Here is an 18,273-nt window from a genome sequence, read left to right as displayed (position 1 = left end):
CGAAAAAAAGGTGGATACAACCTTATAGTTGGACGTCGTGAATACATTAACGTTAGCCGAAATAACAAAAACCTAAAAGACAGGAGTTACCTTTAATGTTATATACATTAGGACAAAAAATCGGAGAAGGTGGATGCTCTGAGGTTTTCGAAGTAGGGAATAATAGAATCATAAAACTAGCCAAAGAGAATACAAGTTTCGAAGCTTTAAGAAGAGAGTATTTGAATAATTGCATCGCTTGGGAATGTGGACTCCCTATTCCTCAGCCTTTTGAGTTAACGAAAATGAGTGGAAGACCGGGGATTGTATTCGAACATATTGCAGGTAAAACTATGATGGAGCGTTTTTTTAATCAGGTTATCGTTAGCCATAACAACGAAGTTAAACAAGCGGACGTCCAGCTTACAGCTCAACTACTATTTCGCGTTCACCAAGCATTAGCTGAAGGTAAGGAATTGCCCTGCCAGAAAAGCATAATAAAATCAAACATTTTGAGTGTTAATTACCTGAGTGCCAGTGAAAAAGAGAGCGCAATTTCCTTGTTAGAATCGCTAGAAACGAAACAATGCCTTTGTCATGGTGATCCAAATCCACGCAACGTAATCGTCAAGGATGACGGAGAAGCAATCTTGTTAGACTGGATGAATGCAACCATAGGAAATCCTGAAGCAGATATTGCTGAGTATATTGTAATGATTCGATATGCCGTATTGCCGTCCTCCTTTCCCGAGGAAACTAGAGATATGTTTGATTCGATTCGTGAGGATCTAATTGATATATTTATAGACGAATACTATAGACTCTCGGGGATTTCTTATGATGATGTAGTGCCTTGGATAATACCGATTTTAGCAAGGAAATTGTCTGCTGATGCCATATCTGATGTTGAGAAGAAGAAGCTAGTTGCAGAGATAAGAAGAGACTTAGGGAAACAGAAAAATCGAGTGTAGGCAATTCTTTCACGCTGGGGGCCATCCGGCCCTCTGTCCGGCAGAGGGTTTTCGAGGAGGAATGGCCATACAAAGCTGCGCAAAGCGTACCGATCCTAACGAGTGGGGCGTCATTGCAATGTGTTGGGCTATGAATTGGCAGATTGCCCCGTCTTATTCAAGTAATCTCTTACTTACGTTGATTTTCCGGAACCGTTACCACCCACGATCGTAAGCCATTCTCCTTCATCAAGGGTTAGATTGATTTCCCGAAGTGTCCAATCCTGGTGCGAATCGTACCGGAACCATACGTTATTGAACGAAATAACGTTTTCCATCATTCTGGCCGGATTTGGTTCGTTATGAATCATGGAATAATTTCAAAAACGGTACCTTGGTTAGCATCAGCCACTTTCATCGAGCCATAAACCCCTAAATAGAGTCTGGTTTGATTCAGATTCGTACCCAGACTAACATAATACGCGGATTGAGACCCAAACGGATCATCGGTTTCAATAACATGAAAATCATTTAGCTTACCATCCGTTCTTACCTTGGTGTAGGCTAAGACCCCTCTACCGGGAAGTTGAGATTCAGGCCCTCGAGCCAGGTCGGTAAACACAACGTTTCCTGATAGAGAGGGGATTTCACATCCCATATAGGGCTGTACTCCTGTAAGTGCGGTTGCTCTAAACTTATCGGTTCGGGAATCTTCATGAAAATAACTTGTCAGAGGCTGAAGACGCCGTACGGAAGTTCTTACGGCTTCCTCGTAATAAGCAATGGTTTTCTCGTTCAAAGCCGGACTTGCAGAGCAGCCGGTGATGATCGAGGTCGGAAAAGCACCTTCCCACCCACGCCAGCCCAAGTTAATAAATCCTTCATGGTTAGGTTCCGTTTTCATTAAAGAAGCTTGTATAAGCTGAGTAACCGGTATCGGTTTATAATGAACGAACGAAAAAATCGACTCTACGAGATCCTGTCCGACATTCCCTACGTATTTGATATACTGATTGTAATACCTTTGAAATGAAATGCCGGGTATATTGCGAACACCTTTGGCGATTACCGTAAGCGTCTCCTGAATGGGTACGGGCAGTTCATGAAAACGCGTAACGACGGGCGGATTATCGATATACGTGTTCTTAACGACATCAATTTCGATGATTTTACCTGCGATTTCCATATCGTCTTGGCTTAAATTGAACGGATCATAGCCTGATCCGCCATCACCGGTTGTCAAAACAAGCTTTCCTGTTTCAGGGGAAAAGTTTAGGCTATTGACACCGTTATGATTTAAAAATGGCCTTCTGATATTAAGTAACGTCCGCCTTTTGCGAGGTTGGCCATTCGATTGCAGAATCCATTCTTCGACTGTATCGATATGATCGTATTGATGTTCTCTATTTGCCCACTTTAGGTTTAAGGTGCTAGCATCGCACGGGTTAGGCTTAAAAGATTCAGGAGGAGCACCTGGAAGGGCCCCTGGACCTTGGGTTCCAGCTGCTGAATAATGGAGATAAAACAGACGATTATAATAAAATTGGGGATGAAATGCCAGCCCTAGCAGTCCCCGTTCATCATATCCGCCGCTAGAACCACCTAGTTTCAGGATTCGCGGACGAATATCCAAGAAAGTCTCTATAACTCCGTTTCCTATGTAAAAGATCTCGCCTACCTGAGTCGCAATGAATAATCTTTCGACGGAGTCGCCCGGAAGAATCGTTGTTTTCAACACAGTGGGTAAATTCAGCTTGCTAACGATGGGCCGCAAACTAACTTTAACTTTCGTCAATTCACTTAACCTCTCCTTTTATGGCTTTCTTGTATAAGCTTATGATTAGAACCGGTTATTATTCCGGAGGAGCGGCTGGTAGCGTCCATATCATGGTGCACTACGGTCCATGGATGAAAAGACGAGCAATGATAAAAATCCTCGGAGAAATATGAGCGCAAAACGACAGCAGCACATCCTTTCTTTTAATGAGAGATATGCTCCTAATGTAAAATAATGTAGTAAATATTCCTATTGATTTAATCCAGCACATTTCGTAATACTCTCTCTATATTTACCGGGAGTAATGCCTTCGACCTTCTTAAAAACCCGAATGAAAACCGTATCGCTTGTATAACCGACCATCTTGGCAATCTGTGCGTTGGTCAGTCCAGGATCCGACATCAGTTTCTTAGCGTGATCCATGCGTACGACAGTCAGGTAGTCGTTGAAGTTCTGTCCACTCACTCTTTTAAAAAATTGTGAAATATATTGCGGCGTGATCTGCAAATGCTCAGACACTAAATTCAAGCTCATATTGGGATCGGCGTAATTTGCTTGAATGCAGGTTTGAATCTGCAGCAGGAGCTGTTCATTGTGATCGCTTCGTTCCAGTTTGAACGATTCGGCGGCCGATACATACAGGTCCTTCGCTTTTTCAAACATTTCGTCGGTTGTTTTACAGGAAAGCAGGAAACGCACAGGGTGGATGTCACCTTCTGTAAGCTTCCGGTAGGCCAGCGTATCCGAATCCGATGCCATGATACGCAGCAGGGTCCCGGCAAGACTGAATAATAAGCATCTCCCGAGCTCCGGAGTGATGGATTCATCCCGAAAATTTCGATCGAACAGCCGTGTAAGCAGTTTGACCACTTGCTCTGTATCGCCGCTTCGAATGCAGTTGATTAACTGCAGCTCGGTTTCGACAGGGTAATAATACTGCAGCTTTTTCTGGCGAATATCATGATAGTAAAAGGTCGACAGCTGCCCATTGACCATCCTGTACTCCAAGGCGGCAGCCGCTTCCAAATAGGCTTCTCCAATCTGATGCTGGCCCTTATGAACGCCGCTTATGGCTATGCTGATCTCCAGCTTGAACCTAGTCTCCAGCATGCGATGCAATCCGGATACGATGTCCTTCACCCGGCAAGCCGGATGATCCATCTGATCCGGCAATAGATTAACGAGCAGGGCCAGCCGGTCTTTCTCCAAGTCGATCGTATGTATCGTATGCCCTTCATAGACTGTATCTTCAGCCAAATTGGAGATGATAAATCGCACCAATGCCCATTGTTTTTCACTTTGGTTCGGTGCGAACCGGGTCATGTCGTCCACTTGAACGAGAATGACGATAAAATGAGGAAACGGAAAATGGATGCCCATAAATTCCAGCGATTGTTTCATTTGCTCTGGAGGCTCAAAGTAGCCTTGAAGCACACGATGTAAATAGTTAGAACGCAGAATGGGCAGTTGTTGAGTCAGTTTGTTTTTAATATGCCTTTCCTCGTCCCAGGAAATTTTCATCATTTCCAGGATGTAATCAAATTCATTCACAGCAGGTTTACGTGGATGAGACTTTCCGGCCTGAATCGCCTCTATCATTCTTTTGATTGGAAAATAGTTTCGATACGCGATTCCATATGCAGCCGCGCTCCCCGCAAGGATACATAGCAAGAGAAGCCACAGCGCAAGATGCTCCATTTGTTTCACTTTCTGCAAATATACATTCAAAGGCATCACAGAAATATAGTACCATCCGACTTGTCCCGAGGTTGTGAATGATACCGTTACATCTTGACCGTTCAGATTGTAATTGCGTAAACCGGAGTTCGACTTCAGTTCATTCAATATCGAGTTTGATAACGGACTTGCACCTGGGGTACTGCTGATGAGTTCATGATTTTGGTTCACGATATAAACGGAACTCCCGTTTGCGGACTCGATTTGTCGTGTCATTTCGTGAATCTTGGTTTCATCAATCAGAACCGTAAGATTCCCTTTCATATTGGATGTTTCTTCGACCGGCAACGATTGCATAAAGGTAATCACTTGCATGGGGTCATCCTTCAGGTAGCCGTTTCGTTGTAAGGTGGAGGACGGCAGGTAGGTTTGACTATGATAGCTAGTCATCTGCTTACGCCATTCTTCATAGGTCAGATGTTCAAAGCGATAATATTTATCATAAAAGTTGTGAGAATCGGTTACGAGATTCGGTTTGATAACAGAATCGCTTCGGTCCAAAAAAATATAGAAATCGTACACAAAATCCTTGGTCATTCTCGAGTGCATTTTTAAATAATCCCTTGTAAACTGGACCAAATGATACCGTTCTGACAAGTCTTTGTTTTCCGTATCCAATAAATAACGGAGCTTCGGATTGAGTATAATTTGATGGGATAATTGTTCAATTTCTTTAAAATGGCTGTCTATATTGAGACGCATCTGCTCCAGCATGCCGAGATTGGACCGTTCCGCATTGGATTTCATGATATGTTCAATATTGGTATAGAACACAAACCAAATCAGAATGGGAACCAGGAGCAGAAGACAATTGGATACGAGCATCCTGATGAATAGGCTCCTTCTTTTGCTTCCGGCATTCTTTCTTCGAATGATTGAAAACATGGCGATCCTCCTAGTATAGAAAAGCTTGCTCAATCCCTATAATTCGGGAAGAGCAAGCTTGCTCCCTTCGTTGGATGACCGATTCGTGTGGTGATCATTCTTTTAACGCACCAATCAGGACACCGTGCACAAAATACTTTTGCAGAAACGGGTACAGGCATAATATTGGAAGCGTAGATATGATAATCGTCGCATATTTGATCGTGATCCCGATGTCCAACCGATCTGTGGCTGCTGCATCGGTCGTCATACTGTCCGTACTGTTCGAGATCAGAATTTCACGGAGCACAAGCTGTAGAGGAAATAACTCCCGATCACGCAAATAAATCAATGCGCTAAAGTATGAATTCCAATGCCCCACTGCATACCACAAAACCATGACGGCAATAACGGGCATCGAAAGAGGAACAATGATCCTGCTCATAATGATCCAATCATTGGCCCCGTCGATCCGCGCGGATTCCTCCAAACTAACGGGTACCGCTTGAAAGGCGGTTCGCATAATGATCAAGTTAAATGAACTGATAGCCCCTGGCAAGAGAAGAGCCCAAGGCGTATCCAGCATGCCGAGACTGTTCACCAGCAGAAACGTTGGAATGAGCCCCCCATTGAACACCATCGTGATCACGATGATGAACATGATGAAATTGTTGAAATAGACGTTGCGGCGAGAAAGGGCATAGGCACCGAGCGTTGTCATGAATAGGTTGATGATTGTGCCGCCAGCCACATAGAAGAGGGTGTTCCGGTAACCGGTCAGAATCATGGGATTATCCATGACGGCTTTATACGCATCCAGATTAAACCCGGTAGGGAAAAACAGCATGCCGCGAAATTGGGCGATTTCTGCAGGATCGCTTAAAGATGCGAATAAAACGTAAAGGAACGGATAAAGCGTGACGAAGCAAAGCAAGAGCATGAAGCATGTATTGACGACGGAAAATATCGATTCACCAAGGCTGCGTTTGTGAAACATCCCGTTCCTCCCTTACCACAATTTATGTTCGCTCACTCTTTTGCTAATGGAATTGGCGAGTACGATCAGAATGAAGCTGATGACCGAATTGAATAACCCAACGGCAGCGGTGTAACCGAAATCGGCTCCCAGGATACCTTTCCTGAATACATAGGTGGAGATGACATCGGCCGTCTCATAGGTCATCGGATTGTACATCAAAATAATTTTCTCGCTCCCGACGGAAAGCATGGATCCCATGTTGAGTATAAACAATATTACAATGGTCGGCATGATCCCGGGCAGGGTAATATGCAAGGTCTGTTTCCATCGTCCCGCTCCGTCAATCCGGGCCGCATCATAGAGTGTTGGATCGATGTTGGCTATGGCGGCGAGATAGATAATAGAGCCCCATCCGATTCCCTGCCAGACGCCGGAGGATACGTACATGAACCGAAACCACCCCGGCTCCTGCATGAAGGCAATCGGTTCAAGTCCGATCATGCCAAGAAGTTGATTCACCAGACCGTCGCGGGCAAAGAAATCGATCATCATCCCGACCACAACGACGATGGAGATAAAGTGCGGGAGATAGCTTATCGTCTGTACGATCCGTTTAAAAAAACTCCTGCGAATCTCATTAAGCAATAAGGCAAGTATGATCGAAGCGGGGAACGCAAACAGCAATTCATAGATATTGATCAGCAAGGTGTTCCGAATCAGTCTCCAAAAGTAGTAGTTTCCAAAAAAACTTTCAAAATGATCGAAACCCATCCATGGACTTCCCCAAATTCCGTCTGCAAGTCCGTAATCTTTAAAAGCGATTTGCAGACCATACATGGGTCCGTAATGAAAAACGATGTAGTAGGCAACGACGGGCAGCAGGATAAGATAAATGTAGCGGTTCCGAATAATGTCCTTTTTTATCATGCTCCATTTCTTCTCTGCCCGGTTTCCCGTTGCCGTCTTCACAATGTTTCTCTGTACATTAGGCATGGTTTACTCCTTCTTTGAATACCGGAGAACGGCAAGCCGCAAGCTTTCCGTCTTCAGTGTAGTAGGCATTTTATCGGTTGTTGTAGCGTTCCAATCCGGATTGCTGCATTTGAATTGCCTCGTCGATACCCATGCTTTTCATGGTAGCGACATACTCATCGAACTTATCCAGCGATTCTGCGCCCATAATGAATTTTACGATCATTTCATTTTTATACGTATCGATATCGTTCATGATCGAGGCATATCGGCTATTGTTTTCCCTGGCGATGGTGATCGGAGGCATTCTTTTTTCATTCGAAGGTTCTGCCCAGACTGTCAAAGCCTCTTGCTGCTCCGGTCTGGCCGCATATTGCTCTATATAGCGTACATCCTGCAAGAAAGGACCCGCATCAGCGGACAAGACATGCATTTTAAGGGATTGGGCAAGCGGCAATCCTTCCGGATTGTTCAGGACGGAATCCATATACTTCGGATAACCGTCATCCATCGTATAGGATGTGCCTTCTTTACCGAAGTTCATGATCATTCGTCCTTCTTCACTATAGAAATAATCGAAGAATTTTACGGTTTCAGCGATGTGCTTGTTGCTTTCAGTTATAGCAGTGAATATGCCGACGATCTGATTGTCCATTTGACCGAATATCGGTTTACCGCCGGATTGTAATGTCGGATAGGGTGTGGCAACAAGCTTGAATTGCGGTTCCTTAGACTCCATTAAATCCATAAACCTGCCCATGCCTCCGCCTACAGCCATAACAGCCGCACCGACCTGATTGCCGGTTATTTTGGCATCGTACATTTTGCTGTCATTGGCTGCAAAGTCTTTGTCCAGCAAGCCCTCATTGTACCAACGGTTCATAGTTGTAAGGTATTGCTTATATTCAGGTTGAACAGGGCCATATTTGACCGTATTTCCTTCGTGATAGAAACCGTTCGGGATCCCAAAAGCGCCAGTAAAAGCAAGTTCGCCTGCTCCCATCATGATCGGAATTTCATCCGCCTTTCCGTTACCGTTGGGATCTTGTTCCTTAAACGCTTTCAAAACGGTGTACCATTCATCGATGGTTCTAGGAATAGGCAAATCCAACTTGTCCAACCAATCTTTACGTACAACCGGGCCGGAGTGGGTTTGCAGTTTTCTCACGGGGCGGATGAACGGAAAACCGATAATATCGCCATCGTCCGTCGACGCCTGTCTTCTCCATTCCGGGTTTTCGTCCAGCAGCTTTTTGAAGTTAGGCGCATGGTCCAAATAGTCATTTAATGGAATGATTTTACCATCCTTAATCGCTTTTTGTGCGCCTCCCGGATAATTATTCCACGAATACTCAACGACATCGGGCAGCGATTTCGAGGCCATCATCAAGTTGAATTGTTCGCCAGCTTGGCCTTGGGCCGGGTGTTGGTAATCGATTTTGACACCGGTTTTATTTTCGATTTCTTGAATAGCGGTAATCTCACCATAGCTTTTCATAATGGCGGCTGCGTCGGAATGCATCTGTTTCCAATACGATAAGTTGCTCAAAGGTTGGGTTGACTCTGTGGATTCCGTACTCCCCTTTGGCATTTCCTCACTGCTGCAGCCGACAATCGCTGTGGCAGCCAGTCCCAGACATGTTATAACCGGTATAAGCTTTTTGATGATGTTCCTGCTCATCTGCATAAACCGTAGTTCCTCCTCCATATTTGATGTGCTTTTGACATATTCAGCATAAAGGATGGTTGTTTTTTCCGGAATCATATAAAATCAGGAAAGGGTTGCCATTATTAAGATCAAGCACTGGCGAATATAAAACTGAATCGACCATATTAAAGATTGTCCCTTCTACAGTGGGGAGAATGTGTGAGGAGGGGAAGAAGATGACATTTGTTTATTTAATGAACAATCAAAAACCGTTAAATCATGAAATCATTAAGGGTCATGTGGAGTATTTAAGAGGCTTAGAATCGCAAGGCAAACTTATGCTTTGTGGCCCTTTTGCGGATTATCCTGGAGGAATCGTCATCATTCAAGCAGAGGATTTAATGGAAGCAACGGACATTGCCAATTCTGACCCATTTATTGCATCGGGGTGCAAATCATATGAAATCAGAACGCTAATGCTGGCTAATGAAGAAAATAATTATTTACTTTAAGATATGATACATCTTGCAATTCAACTGTTAGGGAATTCCCGAAAAACAGAAAGGACAAAAAATGATCTATAGAAGAAAAACTTATATAGTTGAACCATCTTTGATCGAGAGGAATTTGTGATAAGCACAGTACCTAGAGAAAAAACAATATTAGATTAGTTGAAATAAGAGTAAAGCGAGGTGCTGAAGTGTATTTTCTCCAAATGTCGGGTTTTCCGGGATCGGGAAAATCAACGCTTGCTAGACGAATTGCCAATATAACTGGGGCTGTCATTGTTGACCATGATATATCTAAAACGGCAATATTAAAGTCAGCAGAAGGACTTGATATTGAAATGAAACATCTTGGCAAAATTTCATACACGGTTGATTGGGATTTGGTCGAGTTTTATTTATCGCAAGGTCATGATGTTATATTTGATGCTCCTTGTTTATATTCGGAGATGCTTGATCAAGGATTGCGATTAGCAAAGAAATATCACGCCAAGTACAAATATATAGAATGTTACCTTAACGATTACAAGGAAATTAGTAACAGGCTTCAAAATCGAAAACGAATGATAAGCCAAATATCGGAGACGACTGAAGAATCATTTATATCTGGTTTAAATGAAAGTAAACGACCATTAGATATAAAGTGTCTGACTATTGATTCTTCGCAATCCATTGAAAGTTACTTAAACAATGTCTTGGATTATCTAAAGGAAAAATAATACTAACAACTAAAAGAAAAGAGCACTCCGCAAGATCGAAGATCTCTTGGAATGCCCCTTAGAATGTACCCTCTATAAACCTCAGTTTATATTTTGCATTTTCGCAGGCGATGGAGCCGCACCGGCTGACTTCCGTTTGGCCAGATCCAGCTTACGCTGCAGCATGCCGAGCACGATATCCGCAACGATTGCCAGCACCGCGGCAGGAATGGCGCCTGCAAAAATCCGCAGGGAGTTGTTGCTGTTTAGTCCAGCGTAAATTTCTCGTCCCAGACCGCCTCCTCCCACGAGGGGAGCGATCGTTACCACGCCGATGGCAATAACGGCCGCGATACGCAGGCCCGACATGATGTACGTCAGCGCCAGCGGAAAACGTACTTTCACGAGCATTTGGAAGGGGCTCATCCCGATACCTTTTCCCGATTCCAGGTAGCTGGGATCCACCTGTTTTAACCCCACGTACGTATTCCGCGCGATTGGATTCAGGGAATACAGGAAGAGTCCCACCATGACCGTTGTCGTTCCGAGCCCCATCCATAACATGAGAACCACGAGCATGGCCAAGCTTGGTACCACCTGTAGAATGTTGGTGATAAACAAAATGACCTTGGCCGCCCATTTACTCTTAGAGCAGAGGATGCCAAGCGGCACCCCGACGATGAATGCCAGCCCCAGCCCGATAACCACCATCGTAATATGCTGGATGAAATACTCCCAGAGCAATTCTTGATTTCGTGATACATACGACAAAAAGTCGGCAAATGTTAAATGTTCACTTTCCATGCTTACCCTCCTTTAGCTTTTCAAGAAGCCCTGCTCTTTCAAGTACGCGATCGCGACCTCACGCTCGCTTTTCTTCTCAATATCCACCTGATAATTAAGCGATATCATCGTATCTGCATCCAGATGACCGATTAAAGGCGCTATCGTCTCCTCAATTTCAGGATGCTTCTTCAAAAGGTCCGAACGCAATACCGGACTTGCATCATAGGGAGGGAAGAATTGCTGGTCATCCTGAAGCGTCTGCAATTGGTAGGCTTTCAGCCGGGAATCCGTGGAATAGGCCAACACGATATCCACCTGCTCATTGGCTACCGCGCTGTAGACCAGGCTGATTTCCATGGGGAAGACCTGACCGAATTTGATGTCGTATGCTTTGGAGAATGCCGGATATCCATCCGTACTTCTCTCCAGCCACGTCGTATCTACCCCAAGCTTCATGGAGGCCATGTCTTTTTTGACGTCGGAAATTTTGGCGTACCCGTTGGCTTCGGCAAGATCCTTTCTTACCGTGAACGCGTAGGTGTTCTCAAAACCCAGCGGATTCATCCAGGTGAACCCGAAGTGTTCCTGGAATCCCTCCTGTGCCTCCTTCAAGACTTTATCGCGGTCTTTGGTGCCGCTGATCGGGAAATGGTTGTTGAATATCTCGCCGGTATATAGCGTCGCCATCTGAACGTCGTTTCGCTTCATCGCATTGATGACCAATGAACTTGATGCCAGATCCGGGATAACATCCACCTTCAGATTGGTTTGGTCTTCAATCAGCGCTTTATACATTTCAGCAATAATCTTGGTTTCGGTATAGGTTTGCGTCCCGATGGTGATGTCACTTTGAATTCCGCATGCGGAGGTAAAAGCGGCAAGGGCCATCAGGCAGACTAACATCGGTATCCTTTTCAGCTTGTTCAGTTTCATCACGCCTTCCTTGTTCCGTCCCGTCCGCTGTTTACGGTTGAAGTTAATCATATCGCAGCGTCCCGGGTTTGATTCTGATGGTAGTGCTTGCTCAGCCAGCCCTCCAGCAGACCAAGCAGTCCGTCAGCTACAAGCGCCAACAGAATTGCACCGATGCCACCGATGAATATCATCTCGGGTTTATTGACCCCAAGTCCAGATACGATGAGCTGGCCTAAACCACCAGCACCGATCAGGGAAGCCAGTGTTGCCCAACTGATGATATACACGGTCGTAATGCGGACACCGGACATGATGTAAGGAAGGGATAGGGGAAGCTGAATTTTCAAAATCGTTTGTGCGGTGCTGTATCCCATTCCCCTGGCCGAATTGAGCACGCCTTTATCCACGGAGTGAAAACCGTCATAGGTATTCCGCAGAATAGGCATCAGGGAATACAGAAACAATGCGAGTATGGCCGGCTTCATGCCGATTCCGAGCAGCGGAATCAGAATCGCCAGGAGTGCCAGGCTGGGAACCGTCTGAAACAGATTCGCAACGAAAAAAACGATGCTGTTCAACCAGCCGACCCGGTTGTAGACCAGCAGGATTCCGATCGGTACGGCAATCACAGTCCCGAGCAGCACGGCAGAGAACGAGAGGACCAGATGCTCCTGCAAAGCCTTCAGAATATCCGGATAACGATCCGTGATGAAGCTCCAAAATGCATTCATATCACTCACCCTCTCCGTTCAGCACCGGAGGAACCATCGTTGGATAGACTTCGGCCAGATGTTTAACCACACTGCCTCTTGTGATTAATCCGAGGAACCGGTTATTGCTGTCTACGACAGGGAGGTTGCTGAGCTGGTGGCTGTCCATAATCTCGATGGCCTGCGGAAGCGTGCTTCCCGAAGCCACGGAAAAACGGACCGGATGCATCACATCAGCGACGGTTTTGCCTTCTTCGCCGTATTGGTCGAGAACCCGGTAGATCGAAACCGCGCCTTGTAGCTGACGGTTACGGTCCACGATCAGCAGCGAATCGACCCGCTTCATTTCCATCATCTTGATGGCTTCAGCCAATCCCCGGCTCGGGAATGCCGTGACCGGATTCGTAATCATCACTTCATCCACAAGCGGAATTTCATATGCGCTTTCATTCTCATTTTGCAGACGTTTCGAACCGATAAAGTCACGCACAAAATCATTTGCGGGATGCCTTAAAATGCTGTCCGGTTTACCCGTTTGAACCACTTCGCCATCTTTCATCAGAACGATGGTATCCGCGATTTTAATAGCTTCGTCCATATCATGCGTTACGAAGATAATGGTTTTATTGAGCTCCTGCTGAAGCCGGATCAGCTCATCCTGAAGCTGCTCGCGGCTGATGGGATCCAGTGCGGAGAACGGCTCGTCCATCAGGATGATATCGGGTTCCGCCGCAAGCGCCCGCACGACGCCTACGCGCTGCTGTTGTCCGCCGCTTAGCTCGGATGGATAGCGTGTACCATAAATGGTGTGATCCAGTCCGACCATGTCCAACAATTCATTTACTTTTTGATCTGTTTTGTCTTTATCCCACTTCTTCAGACGCGGAACCACGCCCGCGTTCCTGGAGATATTCATATGCGGAAATAAACCGACGCTTTGAATGACATAGCCGATATTGCGCCGCAGTTCAACCGGATTCAATCTGGAGATATCCTGACCGTCAATCAGAACTTTGCCCGAGGATGGCGTATTGAGCGCGTTGATCAGCTTCATGGTTGTTGATTTGCCGCAGCCGCTCGGACCGATGAGGACGGTAATTTCCCCTTTTTTAAATTCGAGATTAATGTCCTTCAGCGCGTGAAAGCCATTATCATAAACCTTGTTCACATGCTCCAGTACTATCATTCAATCGCCCCTTTGCAAGCAGTATCCATATTATGCGGAGCATTTGGCATATCATCCATCGGGGACCCAAAAAAGAGTTGAGGAAAAGTATATTGCTGAGTAGGGAAGGCGGCAGCCTCGTTATGTAGAAACAGAAATGAAGCTAAGCAAGTTAGCTCTAAAAGAAATCAAAATGGAATAGGATTAAGCGCATCATCAAGGGGTGGAGAAAACCAAGAGGAAACCCTGAGGGTATTAACAATTTAAGCCGGCAATCTTTGTTATGGCATAGACTTACATGCCCCAAATTCCACCTTTATATGCATATTAGCTTTCTAAGCGGTGTGCAATCCCTTATTACATCCATCCGAAGGAAGTATTCCAAGCCTTTTAGCCCCTATTCGTATATAAGGATCATTTGTGTCTTCATCCATGAATCCTGATATACCTGTGAGAATCAAGCAGCTACGCCACTGCTTCTCTCAGCCCAAATGGATATATGCAAAATGCGTTTGCAGGCAACGAGTCCTTGTTGAGTAGGACCGTATAACTGCAACGGTGCAATAATATGTTTTATACATTTACCCACTTTGTCAAGGGATGAAACATGTACATCGAACGATTTTGAAGATTTGGTCCCTAGGGGCCAGAAGCGTCCTCGGAGGTGGGAGATATCCTGCCAATGGCTGAGAGTATTTACGAAGAGCGCGAATACACGTAATATGGAGGTACTGATGAAGTGCGGAGATAAGATGTTAGCTGAAAAATCACCTGAAGCCGGAGAGGATGGAGACCATGAAATTAGAGATTTTAACGGTGCCCTCGTTTTGGAAAACGGAAATGAAACAAAAATATTATCAACTTCAAGAGGACAATAGTAAATTGGTTGTTCTGTTTCCTGGAAAAAACTATCCCTGTGATAAGCCCGTTCTACATTTTGCTGGAACTTCCGCGATTCAAAGTGGTTATGACTTAATGGTACTTGAATATGGATATCAAGCCGCGAGAACGGATTTGGATATTCATGATCTGCAAAGAGTAATAGAAGAGTGGCACGAATCGGTTCAACGAATCATAAGCAAGTATAAAGAGGTTGTTTTTATTAGTAAGAGCATAGGCACAATCGTCGCTGGAGAAGTTCATGAAAAACTTGAAATGCCAATAAAACATCTATTTTTGACGCCGATTAAAGACACCATTCACTATATCAACAGGTTTAAGGGACTTGTGGTTTATGGTTCGAAGGATGAAGTGTTTAATCATGAACTTGCCAACCAAGTTATACTAGACAAGGCCACAGAGGTCATCGAAATTCCTAATGCCAACCATTCTTTAGAGACCAATCATGCTTCGGAAAGCGTTGAGGTTCTAAGCAAACTGGTAGGGATATATAGGAACTTTCTAAATGAAGGTAGAGGGTGATCCTCATGAAGATCTCGCAATCTTTTAATTCAGAAGAAATCGCAATGCTGAATAAGGAAGTTCATGAAATTCATGTCTCGCTCTATCCGGAGTATTTTAAGGAATATGATTTTGAAGAAGTGAATGAATTTTTTAAGAAGATAGTATCAACACCTAATTATTATTTTTATATCGTTACAGATGAAGGTCAATCTCTTGGTTATGCTTGGCTAGAAATTCGGGAATATCCGGAGAACGTATTTATGAAATCATATCGATCCGTGTACATTCATCAATTAGGAATAATAAAAGTGCATCGAAATAAAGGGATTGGACGACTCTTAATGAACTTTATTAATAACTTTGCCAAAGAGAATGGAATAAACAAAATACAATTAGATTATTGGTCGGACAATGAAAGTGCTAGTCATTTCTATATAAAAAATGGTTTTAAGAGCTATCGAAATTATCTGTATAAGGGAGTAGATTCCCTGTAATGACCCAAACCAAGTAAGGAGAACAACATGCCTCAATTCCCCCTATTAGAAACGGAAAGATTGGTATTAAGACAAATTAAACCAGAGGATTCTAGAGACATCTTTCATTATTTCTCTATGGACACCGTTACGAAATTTTATGATGTGGAGAGTTTTACGCATATTGAACAAGCAGAAGAACTGATTCGTAGATGGAATCACAGGTTTGAAAACAATCAGGCCATCCGTTGGGGAATCACTTTACGGTCGGAAAGCAGAGTTATTGGAACATGCGGATATCATGGTTGGATGAAACATCACTATAAAGCTGAGATTGGATATGAGCTGGCACCAGAATATTGGCGGCAAGGTTACATGACGGAGGCGATTCAGAAGATCATGGAGTTCGGATTTAACCATCTTGAATTAAACCGGATTGAAGCATTCGTAGAGCCAGAGAATACGGCATCAAGAAAGTTGCTGGAGAAGATGGGATTAAATGAAGAAGGGACATTGAAGCAGCACTTTTATTGGAGGAATCAATTTGTTGATACGGTCATCTATGCATTACTTAAAAGAGATTTTCAGGCGCGTTAAGTAGTGGTTTAATGCATCAGTGATTTATGTTGTTTACACACGATGTTGAAGTGAAGGAATCCCAATTTATATAAGGAGGCTGCGGGGAAATGAGCGTACTTAAGAAATTAAGAAATGACTATGTCATTTGGCATGCCAACCGGGTTAAGTTACCTGAATGCACACCGGGCAACATCGTCAGAAAAAAAGTTGTTTTTTCCGGTAAGGTGCAGAAGGTAGGATTTCGCTTAGAAATATATTGCATCGCTCGAAGAATGAATATAACGGGATGGGTGAGAAATTTACAGGATGGAAGTGTGGAAGCGGAATTTCAAGGGGAAGCGTCACAAATTGATTTTCTGGTCCATTGCATGCGTTCATTGAAACGGGCGTCCGTACAGAAGGTGACGGTAGCTGATCTGCCTATTGAAGAGGAAGAAGAAAGCTTTATGATCGCAGAATAAAATACATACAGTAGCCCCGGATTCATCATGGGAAGGACTTGTACACATTGCGGAAGAGGATGGAATCTATGAGGTAATGCCCGAACCTCTTGTTCAAGGACCGTGCTGTTGGCATCGCCGGCAGGCGGTCTTTTTTTATTGAATGGAATTTGGCGCTGCGGGACCGTTTTATAGTAAGCTGATATCAGTATGAATTTATAACTTGGGAACTGTGAGGACATGAAGATGACAAAGAAGCTGTATTACGAATCCGCTTATACCCGGGAGTGGGAGACACGAATCACGCAGAAGCTGGAACGGGAGGACGGGACCTACCTGGTACTGGAAGAGACGGCCTTTTATCCGCATGGCGGAGGACAACCCTGTGATCTCGGGTGGATCGATAAAATCCCGGTTCTTGATGTCGTTCAGGAGGACGGAGAGATACTGCATAAAATTGAACGTTTACCGGAGAGGGAAGAGGTAACCTGCCGGCTGGATTGGGACAGAAGGTTCGACCATATGCAGCATCATAGCGGTCAGCACCTGCTGTCGGCCATGTGTCTGCAGGTATGCGAGGCGGAGACGCTCAGCTTCCACCTGGGTCAGGATTATGCCACCATCGATATCGCCCGATCGGATCTGCCTCAGCATCAGCTGATGATGCTGGAGCTGGAAGTCAACGACCAGATTTACCTTAATCGACAGGTAACGAATTATGTTGTGAGCCGGGAGCAGGCTGCCGCCCTGCCGCTGGTGAAGCAGCCGAAGGTAACCGACGATATTCGGATCGTTGAAATCGAAGGTATCGAATATAACGCATGCGGCGGCACCCATGTCTCGGCAACGGGTGAGATCGGCATGATCAAGCTGCTGAGAGCAGAGAAACAGAAGGGACATATGCGTCTTTATTTTAAGTGCGGGTATCGGGCGTTGAAAGAATTTAATGCCGGAATAGAGATCCTCGGAAGCCTGTCAGCCAGGTTCAATACGGCAAAGGAAGAGATTCTGGACCGGATTGCCAAATGGGATCAGGAGCAGAAGCAGCTCCAAGCTGAACTAAACGCAGTGAAGGCCGAGAATGACGCTTACCTGGCCGGGAAGCTGTTGGCTGAGCGCCAAGGCAGACTGGTCAAACATGTTTTTGCGGACAAGCCGATGAAGGATATGCAGAACTTGGCAGCCAAGCTAACCGAACAAGCCGAGGTTATCGTGCTTTTTACGTCCAACTCGGACCATAAGGTGGTTCTCGCCCGAGGAGGGGAGAGCGGACCTGCTTGCGGTGCTTTTTTCAAACAGCATCTGGCGGATTATCGAGGAAAAGGCGGAGGCAGCGATAAGATAGCCCAGGCTGGTTTTAACACCGTGGAGGATGCCATGGCATTTTACCGGTTTACGGCGCAGTCATTAGGTCAGCCAGAAGAGGAATAAGCGATCCGATTAGCAGAAGCCGTTCCTCAGCAGTATGCTTGATGCTAATGCCGAGCATGAACGAAGAATACACACATGAGGTGAACAGGGGATTCAGTTTCGGCTAGTGTACAGAAGGTACCCTCGGGGCTCGGCTTTCATTGATAAAGGTCGGGCCCCGTCCTGTTTCGAGTTCTCTATGCCTCAGTCAGAAAGCACAATGCAATTAAGGACTTCTGTCTCTTTTGTCGGGTACTAGTGGATACCAATATCATGATCTG

At 45.0% G+C, this 18,273-nt stretch carries 18 protein-coding genes; 8 read left to right on the top strand and 10 right to left on the bottom strand.

Features of this window, described 5'->3' with window-relative positions:
* The first annotated feature begins 95 nt into the window (after positions 1-95).
* Positions 96-950, top strand: a complete 855-nt coding sequence (locus tag AC3RCL_RS22400) for a phosphotransferase family protein (protein WP_492532075.1) — start codon at positions 96-98, stop codon at positions 948-950.
* A 173-nt stretch (positions 951-1,123) separates the two neighbouring features.
* Here the strand turns inward: AC3RCL_RS22400 and AC3RCL_RS22395 are convergent, their stop codons facing one another.
* The 6 genes from AC3RCL_RS22395 to AC3RCL_RS22370 form a co-directional block, all read right to left on the bottom strand.
* Entirely contained in the window at positions 1,124-1,267 is a 144-nt protein-coding gene (locus tag AC3RCL_RS22395) for an ATP-binding cassette domain-containing protein (protein WP_492536440.1), read from the bottom strand.
* A 29-nt stretch (positions 1,268-1,296) separates the two neighbouring features.
* A complete protein-coding gene (locus tag AC3RCL_RS22390; RefSeq protein ID WP_492532073.1) occupies positions 1,297-2,724 on the bottom strand; it encodes a PQQ-dependent sugar dehydrogenase in 1,428 nt (475 codons plus the stop codon).
* A 231-nt stretch (positions 2,725-2,955) separates the two neighbouring features.
* On the bottom strand, positions 2,956-5,328 hold the full coding sequence (locus AC3RCL_RS22385) for an AraC family transcriptional regulator (RefSeq protein WP_492532071.1): 2,373 nt from the start codon (positions 5,326-5,328) through the stop codon (positions 2,956-2,958).
* A 94-nt stretch (positions 5,329-5,422) separates the two neighbouring features.
* Positions 5,423-6,304: a carbohydrate ABC transporter permease gene (locus AC3RCL_RS22380; protein WP_015736632.1), complete on the bottom strand. Its 882-nt coding sequence runs from the start codon at positions 6,302-6,304 to the stop codon at positions 5,423-5,425.
* A 12-nt stretch (positions 6,305-6,316) separates the two neighbouring features.
* On the bottom strand, positions 6,317-7,279 hold the full coding sequence (locus AC3RCL_RS22375; RefSeq protein ID WP_251497678.1) for an ABC transporter permease: 963 nt from the start codon (positions 7,277-7,279) through the stop codon (positions 6,317-6,319).
* A 70-nt stretch (positions 7,280-7,349) separates the two neighbouring features.
* Entirely contained in the window at positions 7,350-8,945 is a 1,596-nt protein-coding gene (locus AC3RCL_RS22370) for an extracellular solute-binding protein (RefSeq protein ID WP_492532068.1), read from the bottom strand.
* A gap of 197 nt (positions 8,946-9,142) precedes the next feature.
* Between AC3RCL_RS22370 and AC3RCL_RS22365 the strand changes: the two genes are divergently transcribed.
* Positions 9,143-9,418 carry a YciI family protein gene (locus AC3RCL_RS22365; RefSeq protein WP_096775998.1) on the top strand — a complete coding sequence of 92 codons (276 nt, stop codon included), beginning with the start codon at positions 9,143-9,145 and terminating at the stop codon, positions 9,416-9,418.
* Positions 9,419-9,606: 188 nt separating this feature from the next.
* Positions 9,607-10,131 (top strand): P-loop nucleotide/nucleoside kinase family protein, encoded by a 525-nt coding sequence (locus AC3RCL_RS22360; RefSeq protein WP_492532066.1) that lies wholly within the window; start codon positions 9,607-9,609, stop codon positions 10,129-10,131.
* A gap of 81 nt (positions 10,132-10,212) precedes the next feature.
* On the opposite strand, the gene AC3RCL_RS22355 is transcribed toward AC3RCL_RS22360, so the two are convergent.
* From AC3RCL_RS22355 to AC3RCL_RS22340, 4 genes are read right to left on the bottom strand one after another with little or no spacing between them, the layout of a single operon-like run.
* Entirely contained in the window at positions 10,213-10,914 is a 702-nt protein-coding gene (locus AC3RCL_RS22355; protein ID WP_192571082.1) for an ABC transporter permease, read from the bottom strand.
* Positions 10,915-10,926: 12 nt separating this feature from the next.
* A complete protein-coding gene (locus tag AC3RCL_RS22350; protein WP_492536438.1) occupies positions 10,927-11,829 on the bottom strand; it encodes a glycine betaine ABC transporter substrate-binding protein in 903 nt (300 codons plus the stop codon).
* Between the two features lie 47 nt (positions 11,830-11,876).
* On the bottom strand, positions 11,877-12,542 hold the full coding sequence (locus AC3RCL_RS22345) for an ABC transporter permease (RefSeq protein ID WP_009589947.1): 666 nt from the start codon (positions 12,540-12,542) through the stop codon (positions 11,877-11,879).
* Position 12,543: 1 nt separating this feature from the next.
* Positions 12,544-13,707, bottom strand: a complete 1,164-nt coding sequence (locus AC3RCL_RS22340) for an ABC transporter ATP-binding protein (protein ID WP_492532063.1) — start codon at positions 13,705-13,707, stop codon at positions 12,544-12,546.
* A gap of 774 nt (positions 13,708-14,481) precedes the next feature.
* Here AC3RCL_RS22340 and AC3RCL_RS22335 point away from each other — a divergent pair.
* The 5 genes from AC3RCL_RS22335 (at position 14,482) to AC3RCL_RS22315 (ending at position 18,013) form a co-directional block, all read left to right on the top strand.
* Positions 14,482-15,108 (top strand): alpha/beta hydrolase, encoded by a 627-nt coding sequence (locus AC3RCL_RS22335; RefSeq protein WP_492532061.1) that lies wholly within the window; start codon positions 14,482-14,484, stop codon positions 15,106-15,108.
* A gap of 5 nt (positions 15,109-15,113) precedes the next feature.
* A complete protein-coding gene (locus AC3RCL_RS22330) occupies positions 15,114-15,584 on the top strand; it encodes a GNAT family N-acetyltransferase (protein ID WP_492532059.1) in 471 nt (156 codons plus the stop codon).
* Between the two features lie 27 nt (positions 15,585-15,611).
* Positions 15,612-16,160: a GNAT family N-acetyltransferase gene (locus tag AC3RCL_RS22325; RefSeq protein ID WP_096775990.1), complete on the top strand. Its 549-nt coding sequence runs from the start codon at positions 15,612-15,614 to the stop codon at positions 16,158-16,160.
* An 89-nt stretch (positions 16,161-16,249) separates the two neighbouring features.
* Positions 16,250-16,603, top strand: coding sequence for an acylphosphatase (locus tag AC3RCL_RS22320; protein ID WP_492532056.1), 354 nt, complete (start codon positions 16,250-16,252; stop codon positions 16,601-16,603).
* A 225-nt stretch (positions 16,604-16,828) separates the two neighbouring features.
* Positions 16,829-18,013 (top strand): alanyl-tRNA editing protein, encoded by a 1,185-nt coding sequence (locus AC3RCL_RS22315; protein WP_492536436.1) that lies wholly within the window; start codon positions 16,829-16,831, stop codon positions 18,011-18,013.
* Positions 18,014-18,273: the final 260 nt, after the last annotated feature.

This window comes from Paenibacillus sp. MT86 (assembly GCF_058792535.1).
The sequence above is the reverse complement of the archived record's forward strand: the minus strand, read 5'-3'. Positions and strand labels throughout refer to the sequence as shown.

What these genes read in the sequence shown, in the direction of transcription:
- AC3RCL_RS22400 (WP_492532075.1), top strand. Translation starts at nt 96, where the DNA reads ATGTTATATACATTAGGACAAAAAATCGGAGAAGGTGGATGCTCTGAG.
- AC3RCL_RS22395 (WP_492536440.1), bottom strand. Translation starts at nt 1,267, where the DNA reads ATGGAAAACGTTATTTCGTTCAATAACGTATGGTTCCGGTACGATTCG.
- AC3RCL_RS22385 (WP_492532071.1), bottom strand. Translation starts at nt 5,328, where the DNA reads ATGTTTTCAATCATTCGAAGAAAGAATGCCGGAAGCAAAAGAAGGAGC.
- AC3RCL_RS22380 (WP_015736632.1), bottom strand. Translation starts at nt 6,304, where the DNA reads ATGTTTCACAAACGCAGCCTTGGTGAATCGATATTTTCCGTCGTCAAT.
- AC3RCL_RS22375 (WP_251497678.1), bottom strand. Translation starts at nt 7,279, where the DNA reads ATGCCTAATGTACAGAGAAACATTGTGAAGACGGCAACGGGAAACCGG.
- AC3RCL_RS22370 (WP_492532068.1), bottom strand. Translation starts at nt 8,945, where the DNA reads ATGCAGATGAGCAGGAACATCATCAAAAAGCTTATACCGGTTATAACA.
- AC3RCL_RS22365 (WP_096775998.1), top strand. Translation starts at nt 9,143, where the DNA reads ATGACATTTGTTTATTTAATGAACAATCAAAAACCGTTAAATCATGAA.
- AC3RCL_RS22355 (WP_192571082.1), bottom strand. Translation starts at nt 10,914, where the DNA reads ATGGAAAGTGAACATTTAACATTTGCCGACTTTTTGTCGTATGTATCA.
- AC3RCL_RS22350 (WP_492536438.1), bottom strand. Translation starts at nt 11,829, where the DNA reads ATGAAACTGAACAAGCTGAAAAGGATACCGATGTTAGTCTGCCTGATG.
- AC3RCL_RS22345 (WP_009589947.1), bottom strand. Translation starts at nt 12,542, where the DNA reads ATGAATGCATTTTGGAGCTTCATCACGGATCGTTATCCGGATATTCTG.
- AC3RCL_RS22340 (WP_492532063.1), bottom strand. Translation starts at nt 13,707, where the DNA reads ATGATAGTACTGGAGCATGTGAACAAGGTTTATGATAATGGCTTTCAC.
- AC3RCL_RS22335 (WP_492532061.1), top strand. Translation starts at nt 14,482, where the DNA reads ATGAAATTAGAGATTTTAACGGTGCCCTCGTTTTGGAAAACGGAAATG.
- AC3RCL_RS22330 (WP_492532059.1), top strand. Translation starts at nt 15,114, where the DNA reads ATGAAGATCTCGCAATCTTTTAATTCAGAAGAAATCGCAATGCTGAAT.
- AC3RCL_RS22325 (WP_096775990.1), top strand. Translation starts at nt 15,612, where the DNA reads ATGCCTCAATTCCCCCTATTAGAAACGGAAAGATTGGTATTAAGACAA.
- AC3RCL_RS22320 (WP_492532056.1), top strand. Translation starts at nt 16,250, where the DNA reads ATGAGCGTACTTAAGAAATTAAGAAATGACTATGTCATTTGGCATGCC.
- AC3RCL_RS22315 (WP_492536436.1), top strand. Translation starts at nt 16,829, where the DNA reads ATGACAAAGAAGCTGTATTACGAATCCGCTTATACCCGGGAGTGGGAG.